Raw genomic sequence first — 14569 nt, forward strand, 5'->3', positions numbered from 1 at the left:
ATCGCCACCGCAAATGGGGCAAGATCCGCCGATAGCAGGATTCGCTGTTCGAGCGGTTCGACCTCAGCTTTGAGCACCTGCTTGCGTGCCTTTGGCTTTGTCAGAAGAGCCGTGACCGCTGTACTTCTAAGGAGCGGTTGTCCACGTTGTTTTCGATGTTTCGCGACCTGGGCTCCCGGCATCGGCGCATTCTGCGCTTCGCGGAAATCAAAGTTCGGCCTCTGCGTAAAATCACGCATTTCTGCCTCCCGTCAAATTATGCCCACCACAACCTCGGATTGCATCTCGGGTTCTGGTCCCAGAATTTGGTTGATCAATTACGCCGACAAATCGGTGTTCCGATCAAAAAATCTCTTCCCGGTCACGTGGCGCAACACGCCACGTTTCTTCGACCATGCCCCAAGGTTACCCCCGAAGTTGACTTTAGGTCACTTTTTTTTGTGCCAGCTGTGATTGGACAGGTCGGTTCTGGATAGGTCGCGGCAATAATTCACTCACAACTTTATGAAATCATTTACACAATCTCGACGGTTTTTCGCGCACACCTCACACTCAAAAAAGCGGAAACTTGCCGAAAAAAGTTAACGCGACAAAGATCCTTCGTAGGGCAATGGTCCCCCTCCCGTGACGGCGGAAAACCTGGCCGAAACCCGCTGCTCCCTTGCATGCAAGGCTATTCTCGACCTCGACGGTCGCCTGTTCTGTCCCAGCGTAGGCGATTCTACCTATAGTGGCCGTCTGGGAGGCGCGGATTGCATGACCGTGTCAGTAAGAGTGCCCCGGTTGACTTTCTATTTGCGCCTTCACCCCAGCAACCGGTGCTCACGTCATCGGCGTGCTGCGCGCCTTCGAAACGCCCCGTTCCGAGAGAGGCCGTCGCCCAACGCGAATTTACGCGGTGCACTCGAAAATTTTAGCAAGTGGCGGAGGAGGTGGAAATCCGATTTCCAGTCAGGTCAATCAGTTAATGGATGCCGTTTGACCTATCCCACCTGATATCCCACCCTTGGGGTGGATCGATCCACGACCCAGGCGCGGGCCACCGCGCCCCGGCCTTGGTGCGAAGACATCCACGCGGCCCGCTTGGGTCGGGCTACCGCTTCAGGCGGCTTCTTCTTCCCGGATCGAAGCGCGCATGAGCTCGAGGAAAGGCTCGCCCAGTTCCGCGTCAAAGTTTCCGCTGTAGACAGGCGGTACGAGGCAGGTGCTGGAGGCATGAAGTTCAAGCTTTTCCAGCGTGCCGATTGTGGCGGTGCGCGTCTTGGCGGTCATGCCAGGAAGAGTCGCAGCCACATAGGTGATGATCGGGTGATCCGCCGCATAGTCGCGCAGAAGGCGACGTTTCAGCATGTCTTCACTTTCGGCCGTCGCATGTCCCTTTGCGTTGAAGGAAATGTCGCCGACAACACCGGCCTGCCACAAGATCAGCGGCATCCGGGGATCGTAGGTGCGTTCCATTAGCACATAGTCCGATGCTTCGACCATCGCACAGCCATAGACGGCCGGGTCGAATTCCAGATCCGCGAACATGCAGTCCACGGCCGACACGCCTGGTAGCATCTGGGCGTCATAACCTTCCTTGCGGGCGTCTTTTATGGCTTGGAAGCCGGGTCCGACGAAGACGCCGGGATGACCATAGAAGGCCGCGGCGACGTCGCGCCCGGCGCGGAGTTCGCCCATGATGGCGTTCACCATTTCGTCGTAGGTCTTTTGGCGGCTCTTTCCGTCGCCGTAGAAATCATAAAGATCCACGTGGGACTTGGCGTTCTCCTTTAGCCAGGCGACGGCCAATGCGTGATTGCCGACATTGAAAAGAGTCACATCGGCAGACCGGATTGCTTCGGCCGCCTCAAAGGTCATTTGCGACGGAAACATGATGCCTGTGCCCAGAACGGTCAGGGATGCCATGCGGGAGTCTCCTTGAATATGGGAATATTTTGCGTGTTATGACCGGATCACCGGGGCCAACTGTCACCGGCAAGGAGGATTTGCCGGTGACGAGGCGCATCCGCGGTGTGCCCTAACGGGCGCAACGGTTAAGCGCAGAGACAAACGCGTCATTTGTCGAGATGCTGTTCCACCGCAATCTTGGCGGCATGGTGACCGGCTTCCGCGGCCGCGCGGATAAGCTCCGTGCCGGCCTCGACGTCGCGTTCCATGTCCACGCCGTTGATGTGATGCAAGCCGAGATAGTACTGACCATCCGGGTCGCCCCCGTCAGAGGCGGCTTGAAGATAGTCGATCGCCTTTTGGCGGTCCGGCGAAACGAACATCCCGACGTGGTAGAGCGAGGAGAGGTAGAACGCCGCCTTGGCATTCCCGGCCTCCGCTTTCTCGTGCAAACCCTCAACCGCCGTAGCGATCTGCTGCATTTCTTCGTCGACCCCGGTGTCCTGGGCAGCGGCCGGAAGGGCCATGACCAGGAAAACTGCGGTGGCTCTTACAAGTGTGCGTAGCATATTCTGTCCTCCTCAGTTGGCATAGGCCGTGCCGCGCGACGCGACATGGGACCAGAAATCGGTATGGCGGTCGAACTGCTGGGACTCGTGGTCCTCCTCCGGCGAGATGACCCCGATCAGAACCGCAATCACCGCAACCGTTGTCGCGGCATGGACCGGGATGATCTCCGCGTCGTCCGCCAGCAGACCGTTCTTGATGTACGTCTCGATCGCAAAGGAGTCGCGAGACAGGATCAGGTTCCGTTCGTGGTCGGTCAGATCCTGGAACCGGGCCAGATATCCCTGCGGATCATTTTCAAAGGCGCGCCGTTCCGCGAAAGACCCCGCCATCTCATTCAAAAAAATCAACATGTTAACTTCCCTTTGAGTTGAGTGGTCGGTTTAAGCTGCCAGAACGTTGCTCCGCTCGCTCACATGATCCCAGAAGTTCCGGTGACCGTCCGGCGAAACGGAAGTGGTGGCATAGTTGTTGGCGGCCGGGGCGATCAAGATCACGACGATGGTCGTCTCGGCGTTGACCTTGCCGCTGACATAGCTGCCCACTTTCCGGGAGTCGCCTTCAAGAAGCATCTCTCGTTCCTTCCCGGTCAGATCAGGGTAGGCATCGAGGAAGGCATGGGGGTCTTTCCGAAATTCCCTGACGGACGAAAGGTTTTCTGCCAAGTCCATGAGAACGTTCAACATTGGATTCTCCAATTCCAGCGCTTCTGTTGCGACTGCCAGATCGGTTGCCAAAGAACAGGTTCCGGTTCGCGAACAACCAGAGCGAGCACTAGGGACACTCGCAAAACTGGACAACGTACCCCGAACGTGAGCGCTTTACGTGGGGTAATATCAGTCTAAAGCCACAACTATGTCCTTTGTTTGTTTGGGAAATCACTATGGCTTCTGGTGCTTTGAGCCATGAAAATATGACTGCAACTGGCATCGACTGACCGGCCTTCCGGTCCGACATTCTTATTCTTGCCGTAAAGGTAACCGTGGTTTTCGGAATCAGTGTCGGGCGATTCCGGCAAGACTCGCGTCGGTTGAACTCAACTCTTCACCCCTCACGGAGGCATCCCGACGTTGACGCTTTCCTGGGCCGGGAACGGACGGAGCTTTTTTTTGGGGGGGGGGTATAGTGGCGGAGGGGGTGGACCTGCGGTCGAACCTTCTCCAAGTCTGGCCCGTCGGCCGCAGCACGGCCTCTATCCAGAAAAAAATCTGGACAAAGATTTACCCAGAATCTTCCTTGAAGCGATCCATCTGATGCATCCGCTCGTGAAGGATCGTGACGATACCGATGTCGCCATTTGAAAGCCGTCGCCAGTACACGAAATGCCGCTCGTAGCGGATGTAGTACCCTTCCACTCCGATCTCGGCCGGCACGGGCCTCGACATGACGCCGCGTGTATCGATCTGCTCGAAGGCGGCGAACAGACCGGTGATGTAGATATCGGCTTGCGCCTCGCCCCAGCGGTCGCGGGTGTATCGGTAGATCTCGTCGAGGCGCAGTGAGGCCGCCTCCTGGACCCGGATCGCCATGGGTTCAGGTCCGGTTCCGGGCGATCACTTCGGCGGCGGTCAGCGGCTTGTAGCTGTCCTCGGGCGCGGCGAAGGCATGTTTCAATTCGGCCTTCAGACGATCGAACACCTCGCGCTCCGCGCGCTCCTTGTCGCGACGGATCAGGTCGCGGATGTACTCGCTGACGTTTTCATAGACGCCGTCCTCGCCGACGTTGGTCGCAACAAACTCGCTGAGGGCGCCGCTAACGCGGACGGTCATGGTGGTCGTGCGAGGCATAGCGCTCTCCCTGCTCCGTTCGTATTCAAGATAACCAAAATCGAACACGATGCAAGGGTAGCGAGGGCGCGCGACACGTCCCCCTATAGGCGCTCACGGTCCTCGGCCTCCTCCACGATCAACCGATCTGCCAGCGAAAGCAGTGCGATCAGCACGGAATCGGAATGACGTGCAAGCGACATGAGGTGATCGCCGCTCGGCCCCCGCTTTCCCGCGAACCAGTATTTCACGGTCCGCTCGCTGGCGCCAGTCCACCGCATCGCGGACTTGATCGCGCGGTGGGTTGATCCGAGTTCGGCGTGCAATGCCATGGCCATGGCGGCACGATAGTCGCCGGGGATCTCATCGAGGTGCACAACTGTGCCCATCTTCGGCACAACTGTGCCCATCTTCACGCGCATCTTCATGTTTCTCTCCGCTAGATCTTTGGTGAGCCATGAACACGGCAGAATCCAACTGTTTCCGCAGCGGTTCTGTTTGGCCGTCTGTGGGAACGGACCATTCACTTGAAGGTGGCCGATATGAACTTCGAAACAGGACCGCAGATTATCGAGCACGTGGGCGGCCGCGCGCCGCAGGCGTCCGGCCGATGCGCCGGACACGGAAAGGAATTGCCCTTTTCCGGAAACATTTTTCCGGCGCTGGCATGCTCGAATGATCGCGGCACCATGCGCAACAGTTCGGAACATACCGACCGGAATGTTGCGACGTGAACTGGAGCCGGGCAGATGCGAGGGCGTGAGGAAAGCAGGGAGAATGTCGCCAGCCAATCAGAACCCGACGTGCCCGCCGTCGCATATGTTCGGATGTCGACCGATCACCAGAAGTATTCGACCGAGAACCAGCTCGATGTAATCCGCTGCTATGCCACCGCCCGCGGCCTGCAGATCCTGCGCATTTTCGAGGACTCCGGACGCTCCGGTCTCCGACTCGATGGTCGCGAGGCGCTGCAGAAACTGATGAGCGAAGTTCGATCAGGCCAGGCCGACTTCAAAGCCATACTAGTCTATGACGTAAGCCGCTGGGGGCGGTTTCAGGACGCCGACGAGGGCGCCTATCACGAGCACGTCTGCTCCCGCGCCGGCATCCGGGTCCATTACTGCGGCGAGCAATTCGAAAACGATGGCAGCATCGGCTCGAACCTCCTGAAGACTGTGAAGCGCGTGATGGCCGGCGAGTACAGCCGCGAACTGTCGGTAAAGGTCTTCGCCGGGCAGTGCCGCCTGGTAGAGCTTGGCTATCGTCAAGGCGGCGCGGCCGGTTACGGGCTCCGACGGGTACTGATCGACGAGCACGGCAACCCCAAGGGCGAGCTGTCCCGCGGCGAGCAGAAGAGCCTGCAGACCGACCGCGTGATCCTGGTCCCCGGCCCCGAGGAGGAACAGCGGATCGTCCAGCGCATGTACGAGATGTTCGTGAACGAGGGGCGTCCCGAGCGCGAGATCGCGGAGGTCCTCAACGCCGAAGGTCGCCGCACCGATCTAGACCGGCCTTGGAGCCGCGCGACCGTCCATCAGGTGCTAACCAATGAAAAATACATTGGTAACAATGTCTTCGCCAAAGTGTCGTTCAAGTTGAAACAGCGCCGCGTGGTGAACCCGCGGGAGATGTGGATCCGCGCCGAAGGCGCCTATCCCGCCATAGTGGAACAGGCGCTGTTTCTACGCGCCCGCAACATCGTCGATGCCCGCAACCGCCATTTCTCGGACGAGGAACTTCTGGACGCCCTTCGCACGATCCTACAGCGACAGGGCATGCTGTCCGGCCTGATTATCGACGAGGAGAACGACCTCCCGTCCTCCAGCGCCTATCGCAACCGCTTCGGCAGCTTGCTGCGCGCCTATCGGCTAATCGGCTACGAGCCAGACCGCGACTACAGCTACGTCGAGATCAACCGCGCTCTACGACAGGCTCATCCGCAGGTGGTGGCCAATATCATCGCCGGGGTCGCGCAGCATGGTGGGCGAGCCGTGCAGGATCTGGACACCGATCTTCTTCGCGTCAACGACGAGTTCACCGTGTCTATCGTGCTGGCCCGATGCACGGCGACGGCGGCCGGATCGCTACGCTGGCGCATCCGCCTCGACACAGGCCTGGTTCCAGACATCACGATCGCCGCGCGCATGGACGAGATGAACGAGACGCCGCGCGATTATTACGTGCTGCCCAGCATCGACATGAATTTTGGGAAACTGAAACTCGCCGAGCAGAACGGGCTCGCTCTGGATGCGTACCGGTTCGACACGCTCGATTTCTTCTACGCGCTCGCCTCGCGGGCCAGGATCGCGGAGGTGGCGTGATGCCCGACGACATGGAGCCGACCAGCCAGAAGCAGGTGACTCTGATCCCAACCGAACGGATCCGGGTTCTTAATCCGCGCGTCCGCAACCGTCGTACCTTCGAGGCAATGGTAGAGAACATCGCGCACATTGGCCTGAAGCGCCCGATCACCGTGACGCCGCGTGCCGGGACCGACCCTCAGGAATACGACCTTGTCTGTGGACAGGGACGCCTCGAGGCCTTCATGGAACTGAATCAGGACCGCATTCCGGCCATCGTGATCGAGGCCGACGAAAGCGATTGCCTCGTCATGAGCCTCGTGGAGAACTGCGCAAGGCGGCAGCACAACCCCATCGACCTGATGCGCGAGATCGGCGCGCTTCGCAAGCGCGGCTACAACGACCGTCAGATTGGGGAAAAGATCGGCGTGTCCACCGAATATGTGAACATGATCGCTGGCCTGTTGGAGAAAGGCGAGGAGCGTTTGGTCTCGGCCGTGGAGACCGGTGTTCTCCCGCTGAACCTCGCCATCCAGATCTCCAAGACAGACGCGAAGGGAGCGCAGAAGGCGCTGATGGACGCCTACACGCAGAATAAGCTGCGGGGACGGAAGCTCGCCCTTGTTCGCCGCCTTATCCAGCAGCGCGAACTGCGCGGTCCGCAACTCCACAGTAGTCCGCTCGGACGCAAGCCTCCGAAACGAGCGCTGACGAGCGAGGGCCTTGTCCGGGCATATCAGCAGGAAGCCACACGCCAGAAGCTTTTGATCAAAAAAGCAGAGCTCACCCAGAGTCGGCTGATATTCGTGCGCGAGGCATTCCGATCGCTCTGCGCGGATGAGCATTTCATGACTCTGCTCAGGGCGGAGGGACTCGAGACGATGCCCGCCGATCTCGCACGGTCGGTGGCTGACGGGGCACCGGCATGAAGCAAGAGGCATGCGACACCCCGAAGAGCGTCACGTTCGGTTTCGAGGACGAATGCGTAACCCTCCCCATCGATGCCGTCCTGCCGCTCCGCGCCCTCGGCAAGTCCACGAAATCCAGCCGGAAGTATCGGCAGATCGTGGCCTCAATCTCCCAGATCGGGATCGTCGAGCCGCCCGTCGTCGTCCGGAACCCCGACCAGTCCGGGACCTGGTTGCTGCTGGACGGCCACCTGAGGATCGAGGCGTTGAAAGACGCGGACGAAAGCGAGGTGGAGTGTCTCGTATCAACTGACGACGAGGCGTTCACCTACAATCGGCAGGTCAGCCGCCTTGCGCCGATCCAGGAACACAAGATGATCCGCAAGGCGATCGAGCGCGGCGTGCCTGAGGAAAAGATCGCGCTCGCCCTCGACCTCAACATGAGCAGTATCCGACGCAAGGCGCGCCTGTTGGACGGCATCTGCGAAGAAGCAGTCGCAATCCTAAAGGACAAGCCCTGCACGAACGCCGTATTCGATGCGCTGCGCAAGATGAAGACCATGCGCCAGATCGAGGCGGCCGAGTTGCTGGTCAACGCGAACAACTATTCCGTTGCATATGTGAACGCGATCCTCGCAGGTACGCCGCAGGCCCAACTGGTCGAGCCCTCCAAGCCGAAGAAGGTTAAGGGCATCACACCTGAGGCCATGGCGCGCATGGAGCAGGAACTGGCCCGCCTGCAGGAGGGGATCGCCTCGATCCAGGACAACTACGGCCAGGATCATCTGCACCTGACCGTAATCAAGGGGTATGTCGGCAAGTTGCTCGGGAACGCCCGGGTCGTTCGCTATTTGGCGCAGAACCATCCCGAGTTCCTCGGCGAGTTTCAGACCATCACCGAGATCACTCCGTCCCAAGCCGCCGAAACCGAGTAGCCGTTCGCGACGCATGAAGGGGACCCGGACCCGATAAGCGCGGGGACCGCGGGAGACGCCGGACTGTGGGCCGGATCGAGCGCGGCGGTGGGGATGGCGGCGAACCCGCTCGGAGCCCACCAGGTCGGCTCGAGTTTTCGCCGACCGCGCGGTCGCGCAGGCGGCCGCGTTCCATTCGGGGCGTGCCGAAGACGAGACCACTTCGGCACGCCCACTTGGCCCAATGCAAGACACGGTGAACCCGCGTCGCCCTACCACGGAACTTCGTCAGGGATTGATCTCCTCAAACTGAGCTGCTGCCGGTTCCGTGGACATGAAGATAAGATCGCGACGATGAAACTGGCAGCAGCTCATTGAGCGGAATTGGTCGTTAGGGCGGGAAGGAGACTGTCGCCGCGGCCTGAAGCAACGCCAGCCGTGCGCACAAAAACGGACCCTACAAAGAGCGGCGTTCGGCCTTGAACTGATGCCTGTTTTTCTGAGTGAGGACCACCTTGAAACCTGCAAAGTGATCTTCCTTGCTAGACGGTGGAAACTGGAAGAAGCCCAACGCCTTGGCCGCCAACAGGAAGTGGTATGGAGGCAAACCAGATAGATCGACTTGATCAATTTGTTGCCGCAAAGTCTTGGACCACTTACGAAACGGCTCGAAACTGTTAAGACAAACCGAACCGCCTCTGTCGTTGACCGGCTGCTACGTTCGGCTGGAGGGATCTCAGTGCCCGCAGACAAGTGAAAATGGCCACAGCCCGCAAATCTTGCATGGTGTAGGGAGACCATTTTTGGTCAAATGGCTGTCGAAGGTCCTGGCCGATGGGAAAATTAAAATAATACCAGTATGAAGAACATGATTTCCCGCGGCATATCCAAAGCCCTTGCCCGGAGCCGACCGAAGTTGTCCGAACAGCCAAAGGCTGATCTTTCGGAAAATAGCGGAATCCAAATACCGCGTGGACCGTCCAATATCTTAAGGCGCTGTCTTTCGATTGACCTGGAGGTCGATCCCATGGCTGCAGTGATATTCGCCTTTGCAGCTGTGCCGGAAGGCGATGCAGAAGGTATAGTACATCGGAAAGGCGACTCTAAGTCCGCACTTGAAAAACTCGACTTTTTTTGCGCCGGTTTCGCACATGTCATTGGGCATAATATCCTACGCCATGACCTCCCGCACCTCATGGCGGTCTCGCCGCGCTTCGCCAAGCTAGCGGAGGGACCGATTGACACGCTGTGGCTTAACCCTTTGGCGTTTCCTCGTAATCCATATCACCATCTAGTCAAACACTACCGAGATGGACGACTTCAAAGTGGCCACGTCAACGATCCCGAGTTCGACGCGCGCCTTGTGTTCGACGTCCTTCGCAACCAGATCGAAGCCTTCGTATCGTTGAACGCTTTGTCACCGGAGACTTTGACGGCCTATCACTGGCTTTGCTGCCGTGGGCCCGGTAGCGCGGGTTTTGATCGGGTGTTCCGCGAGGTGCGTGCAGCGTCCAACCCAACAGAGTCGGAAGCGCATGAGGCAATTCGGACCCTACTCAGAGACGCAGCCTGCAGTGCGCAGCTGAACGCAGTGCTTGAAAAGCTCCAAGACACCGGGCTCGGCTGGCCGATGGCATATGCCCTTTCTTGGATATCGGTTGCTGGAGGGGACTCTGTCATGCCGCCTTGGGTGCGGGCGCAGTTCCGTGACGCAGCGCGGCTCGTTAAGGATCTGAGGGACACGAATTGCCGCGATCCGCGCTGCGCCTATTGTGCAGAGCACAATGATCCTAGCCGTGCGCTCGAGCGCTGGTTCGGCTTTCCAAGTTTCCGCCCGGAACCGGTCGACGAGGACGGACGCCCGCTTCAAGAAAAGATCGTCGCGACCGCCATGGAGGGCGATAACCTATTGGGCATCTTGCCGACGGGTACGGGTAAATCCATCTGCTATCAAATCCCAGCGCTGTCTCGGTTCGATAAGACTGGGGCCTTGACCGTCGTCATATCGCCGCTTGTTGCGCTGATGGCGGACCAGGTTCAAGGATTGGTGCGAGCAGGAATTTCTTCGTCGGTTACGGTTAATGGGCTCTTGTCTCTGCCTGAGCGTCAGGATGCGCTCGACAAGGTGCGCCTTGGAGATGCTGCGATCCTACTGATTTCACCGGAACAACTGCGAAGCACTACGGTTCGGTCCGTACTGGCACAGCGCGAGGTCGGGCTGTGGGTGCTGGACGAGGCGCATTGCGTTTCCAAATGGGGGCACGATTTCAGGCCCGACTATCGATACGTTTCACGGTTTATCAAGGAAGGCTCGGGCGACGAACCCGCTCCGGTACTCTGTTTGACTGCAACTGCAAAGCCGGACGTCGTGAAGGACATCCGAAATCATTTCAAAGAACGGTTGGGGGCCGAGTTAACGTTAATCGACGGCGGTGCATCGAGGTCAAACCTCAGCTTTCAGGTGTTACCGACGCAGCGGGCTACCAAGATGACCGATATCCTCCACACGATCGAGGCTGAGCTTCCCAGCGAGGGCGTGTCGGGAGCGGTCGTCTACTGTGCGACCCGAAACGCCACAGAACGTGTCGCGGAATTCTTGAAACAACAGGGCATCGCCGCTGAACGGTATCATGCGGGCCTTAGCGCCGATGACAAGCGCGAGATCCAGGAAAACTTCCGTGTCGGCAATCTTCGGGTGATTGCGGCCACTAACGCCTTTGGGATGGGGGTGGACAAGCCGGACATCCGTTTGGTCGTTCACGGGGACGTGCCGGGGTCCTTAGAAAATTACCTGCAAGAGGCGGGGCGCGCCGGACGGGACCGCGAGCCTGCAAGCTGCGTCCTTCTTTTTAGTTTGGAGGACGTAGACCGGCAGTTCAGCCTCAGTGCGCGGTCTCGTCTTGCGCGGCACGAAATCGGAGCGATTCTGAAAGCACTTCGGCGGCTTGAAACGCGCACCGGAAGAGACGGCGAAATCGTTGCGACACCGGGTGAGATTGTTCACGAAGAAAAAGACCGAGATTTCCAGAGAGACAGCAATACTGACGATACCCGGGTGAAGACTGCCGTCGCTTGGCTGGAAGAGGCGCACCTTCTGAACCGCGAAGAGAACCGGGTGCAGGTCTTCCCTGCCTCGCTTTTGGTAAGAAGCATGAGTGAGGTCAAAAAAATCCTTGCTTCCGCCAAAATCACCGGTCGGCGGTGCGACGAATTGGCCGCCATTGTCCAGCACATCATCAACGCGCCACAGGAAGAGGGTATTACCACGGATGAACTTTGTGGGGTGAGCGGGCTGACTGTGTCGGGTGTACGCAAAGCCCTGGCGGATCTCGAGGCCCTGGGCATCGCAAAGGATGATACGAACATAACCATTTTCGTGCACGTGCGCATTGAGAACGCCTCGGTGAAACGGTTCGAAGCGGCAGCTCGATTGGAAGCTGATCTGATCGCGATCCTAAGAGAGCAATCGCCAGATGCAGTTACTGACGAAGCTTGGCCCTGCCATCTGGCCTCGGTCGCTCAGGGGCTGCGAGAGCATGGACACGCCTCCGTGCGTCCCGATATTGTCGAAGGCTTGCTCCGTGGGATCGCACAGGATGGTCGCGACATGGATGGCGGCAAAGGCAATATCGGCCTGCGTAAGGTCTCCAAAGGCAGTCTATTGGTGCGAATGCAGAGGTCATGGGCTGTGATTGAGCAGACCGCACAGCTTCGCAGACAGGCGGCCGAGCAGTTGGTATTGCACTTAACAGACAAGCTTCAATCCGGGGTGCGCGGCAAAGATGTTCCTGTTGAGACCACGCTCGGCGACCTTCTTGCAGCGATCAATAGCGACGCGTTGTTGCGGACTTCTGTAAATGATCCTGCAAAGTTGATGGACCGGGCGCTTCTGTGGCTGCACGAACAACAGGTGGTGACTCTGGGCAAGGGATTGTCAGTGTTCCGCTCGGCCATGACGTTGCACATCAATCCGAAAGGCGGCGGCTTTACCTCCCAACATTTTGCGCCTCTCGAAGACCACTACAGCGAACAGACTGTCCAAACTCACGTGATGGCGGCTTATGCCTCCAAAGGCATCGACGAAATCGATCAGGCTCAGCGGCTCGCGCATGATTATTTTGCATTGGACCAGTCCCACTTCATGAAAGCCTGGATGCCGGGAAGAATGTCGGAATTCAGGCGACAGGCGACGTCCCAATCCTATGCCGAGATCGTCGATAACCTAGGGAACTCGACACAAGAGCAGATCGTGCGTGACGACCGTGAACAGACTAACGTGCTGGTACTCGCCGGGCCTGGGTCGGGCAAGACGCGTGTTTTGGTTCATCGTGTCGCCTATTTGGTCAGGATCAAGCGCGAAGATCCAAACGGTATTCTGGTGCTCGCGTACAATCGCCATGCGGCCGCCGAGATTCGGGAACGTTTGCGTCGACTGATTGGTGAAGATGCGCGTTTTGTGACGGTGTTAACCATCCATGCTTTGGCTATGCGGTTGGTGGGCGCAAGTTTCGCCGGGCGGATCGCGGGTGACGAACCCGACTTTGATACGCTACTGGACGACGCCGCACGTCTCTTGCGCGGCGACGGGCTGGACAAAGTCGAGGCCGAAGCCTTGCGAGAGACCTTGATCCAGGGTTTCCGGTGGATTCTTGTAGACGAGTATCAGGATGTGGGGCCTGAGGAATACGCTTTGATCGCTGCGGTTGCCGGTCGCAGCATTGATGATCCGGATCAACGGATCAGCCTGTTCGCGGTCGGCGACGACGATCAGAATATCTATGCGTTTGCCGGTGCATCGGTGCGCCACATTCGCCAATTTGAAGAGGATTATTCGGCCAGGCCGGTTTTTCTTACAGACAATTATCGCTCGTCCAAGAACATCATCAGCGCAGCGAACGCCGTGATTGAGGGATCTCGTGAACGTATGAAAACGGGGCATGGGATCACCGTCGAGCGAGCGCGGCAGAAGAACCCGGCCGGGGGTATCATGGAAATTCTGGACCCGGTTGCGCAGGGGAGGGTCCAAATCCTCGGTTGCCCGCCTGGCAATGACGCTCAGGCCCTTGCGGCGGTAAACGAGCTGATACGTCTTTCAAAACTGATCCCTGATTGGAGCTGGAAGAAGGCCGCAATCATTTCCCGCGACTGGCGCAAGCTGTTGCCAGTCCGGGACTTCGCCGATGCCCTGGGAATTCCCGTCGAAATGGCAAACGAGAGCCTGCCAAGTGTCTGGCGCACCCGCGAAATGCAAAGGTTCATCGGCGAACTCCGTAAGCGACAAGGGGCCATGATTAGCTTGAGCGATCTAATCGAAACTCTGAACGCGATACCCGCAAGTCGATGGACCGATCGGATCGGCGAGGGACTTGGCCAGCTTGCTCGCGATGTTGACGGCAAAATGCTCCCGATCCCAGACGTGATCGAATGGTTTGCCGAATGGTCGAAGGATTCATGGGGCGAGCAGCGTGGTCTCAAATTGTTGACTGCGCATCGCGCCAAGGGCCTCGAATTCGACGATGTTGTGATTCTGGATGGCGGTTGGGAACGCCCCTCGCGAAACGAAGATCAAGACGCGCCGAGGCGATTGTTCTATGTCGCCATGACACGCGCGCGGCGCAATCTGATTGTTATGAGCAACGACAATCACGAGTATCTGCCAACCGGGTCAATCTCCGTTGTCACGCGGCACGTGGTGCCAGACTTTGCCACAGTTCCCGGCCCGCGCCGGTTCTTTCAATCGCCCGAAATGAAGATGGTCGATCTGTCATTCGCTGGACGCCAAGGCGATCGGCACGCTGTGCACGAAGCAGTCACCGAAGCACAGGTCGGCGCGCCAATCAGCCTCTCCGAGGTTGGGGGGCGTTGGCAGATTGAGGATGTCGAGGGGCGAGCCCTAGGACGGATGGCAAAGTCATTCTCACCACCAACCGGCAAGAAACTCGTTGCTGGCGAGATCGCGGCCATAATTCGATGGCGCAAAGAAGATGCCGATGAGCGTTTTTACCACTTGCTGAAACGCGAAAGTTGGGAAGTGGTCTTGCCTGAACTTGTGTTCGAATAGACACACGAGGTACAGGGGCTTTCAGGGAGAAGCTGAATAGCAAATAAGGCGGTCAACCGGTCTTTCTCGGCACTTGCGACAAAGGACGGCTATGGGCCGCGAATGACAGCCAGCAGTAGGGGCAGAAACCGGGCATTCCCTGCCGTTTCAGACAATGTCTCT

General features: G+C 58.6%; 12 protein-coding genes and 1 pseudogene. 5 read left to right on the forward strand and 8 right to left on the reverse strand.

What is annotated here, in order from left to right; all coding sequences use genetic code 11:
- Positions 1-2 precede the first annotated feature (2 nt).
- The 8 genes and pseudogenes from ACFC2Y_RS03625 to ACFC2Y_RS03660 form a co-directional block, all read right to left on the reverse strand.
- Positions 3-239, reverse strand: a pseudogene (locus ACFC2Y_RS03625) (LEPR-XLL domain-containing protein); the annotation flags it as partial.
- An 862-nt stretch (positions 240-1101) separates the two neighbouring features.
- A complete protein-coding gene (locus tag ACFC2Y_RS03630; RefSeq protein ID WP_375173689.1) occupies positions 1102-1908 on the reverse strand; it encodes an SAM-dependent methyltransferase in 807 nt (268 codons plus the stop codon).
- Positions 1909-2057: 149 nt separating this feature from the next.
- Complete coding sequence (locus ACFC2Y_RS03635) at positions 2058-2459, reverse strand: tetratricopeptide repeat protein (RefSeq protein WP_375173690.1); 402 nt, start codon at positions 2457-2459, stop codon at positions 2058-2060.
- A gap of 12 nt (positions 2460-2471) precedes the next feature.
- Positions 2472-2810, reverse strand: coding sequence for a hypothetical protein (locus ACFC2Y_RS03640; RefSeq protein ID WP_375173691.1), 339 nt, complete (start codon positions 2808-2810; stop codon positions 2472-2474).
- Positions 2811-2840: 30 nt separating this feature from the next.
- Positions 2841-3194, reverse strand: coding sequence for a hypothetical protein (locus ACFC2Y_RS03645; RefSeq protein WP_375173692.1), 354 nt, complete (start codon positions 3192-3194; stop codon positions 2841-2843).
- Between the two features lie 483 nt (positions 3195-3677).
- Entirely contained in the window at positions 3678-3986 is a 309-nt protein-coding gene (locus tag ACFC2Y_RS03650) for a type II toxin-antitoxin system RelE/ParE family toxin (protein ID WP_375173693.1), read from the reverse strand.
- Positions 3987-3990: 4 nt separating this feature from the next.
- The gene (locus ACFC2Y_RS03655) at positions 3991-4245 is read right to left on the reverse strand and encodes a type II toxin-antitoxin system ParD family antitoxin (RefSeq protein WP_375173694.1); all 255 of its coding nucleotides are present in this window, start codon (positions 4243-4245) and stop codon (positions 3991-3993) included.
- Between the two features lie 83 nt (positions 4246-4328).
- Positions 4329-4652 (reverse strand): XRE family transcriptional regulator, encoded by a 324-nt coding sequence (locus ACFC2Y_RS03660; RefSeq protein ID WP_375186106.1) that lies wholly within the window; start codon positions 4650-4652, stop codon positions 4329-4331.
- Between the two features lie 114 nt (positions 4653-4766).
- Between ACFC2Y_RS03660 and ACFC2Y_RS03665 the strand changes: the two genes are divergently transcribed.
- The 5 genes from ACFC2Y_RS03665 (at position 4767) to ACFC2Y_RS03685 (ending at position 14407) form a co-directional block, all read left to right on the forward strand.
- Positions 4767-4958 carry a hypothetical protein gene (locus ACFC2Y_RS03665; RefSeq protein ID WP_375186105.1) on the forward strand — a complete coding sequence of 64 codons (192 nt, stop codon included), beginning with the start codon at positions 4767-4769 and terminating at the stop codon, positions 4956-4958.
- A gap of 15 nt (positions 4959-4973) precedes the next feature.
- Positions 4974-6545, forward strand: coding sequence for a recombinase family protein (locus ACFC2Y_RS03670; protein ID WP_375173696.1), 1572 nt, complete (start codon positions 4974-4976; stop codon positions 6543-6545).
- Positions 6545-7453, forward strand: a complete 909-nt coding sequence (locus ACFC2Y_RS03675) for a plasmid partitioning protein RepB C-terminal domain-containing protein (RefSeq protein WP_375173697.1) — start codon at positions 6545-6547, stop codon at positions 7451-7453. The genes ACFC2Y_RS03670 and ACFC2Y_RS03675 overlap by 1 nt, the downstream gene beginning before the upstream one ends.
- Positions 7450-8367, forward strand: coding sequence for a plasmid partitioning protein RepB C-terminal domain-containing protein (locus ACFC2Y_RS03680; protein WP_375173698.1), 918 nt, complete (start codon positions 7450-7452; stop codon positions 8365-8367). Before ACFC2Y_RS03675 ends, ACFC2Y_RS03680 begins: the two co-directional genes overlap by 4 nt.
- Before the next feature lie 1006 nt (positions 8368-9373).
- A complete protein-coding gene (locus ACFC2Y_RS03685) occupies positions 9374-14407 on the forward strand; it encodes a RecQ family ATP-dependent DNA helicase (RefSeq protein WP_375186104.1) in 5034 nt (1677 codons plus the stop codon).
- The last annotated feature ends 162 nt before the right edge of the window (positions 14408-14569 follow it).

This window comes from Pseudooceanicola sp., assembly GCF_041987405.1.
Taxonomy (GTDB): domain Bacteria; phylum Pseudomonadota; class Alphaproteobacteria; order Rhodobacterales; family Rhodobacteraceae; genus Pseudooceanicola.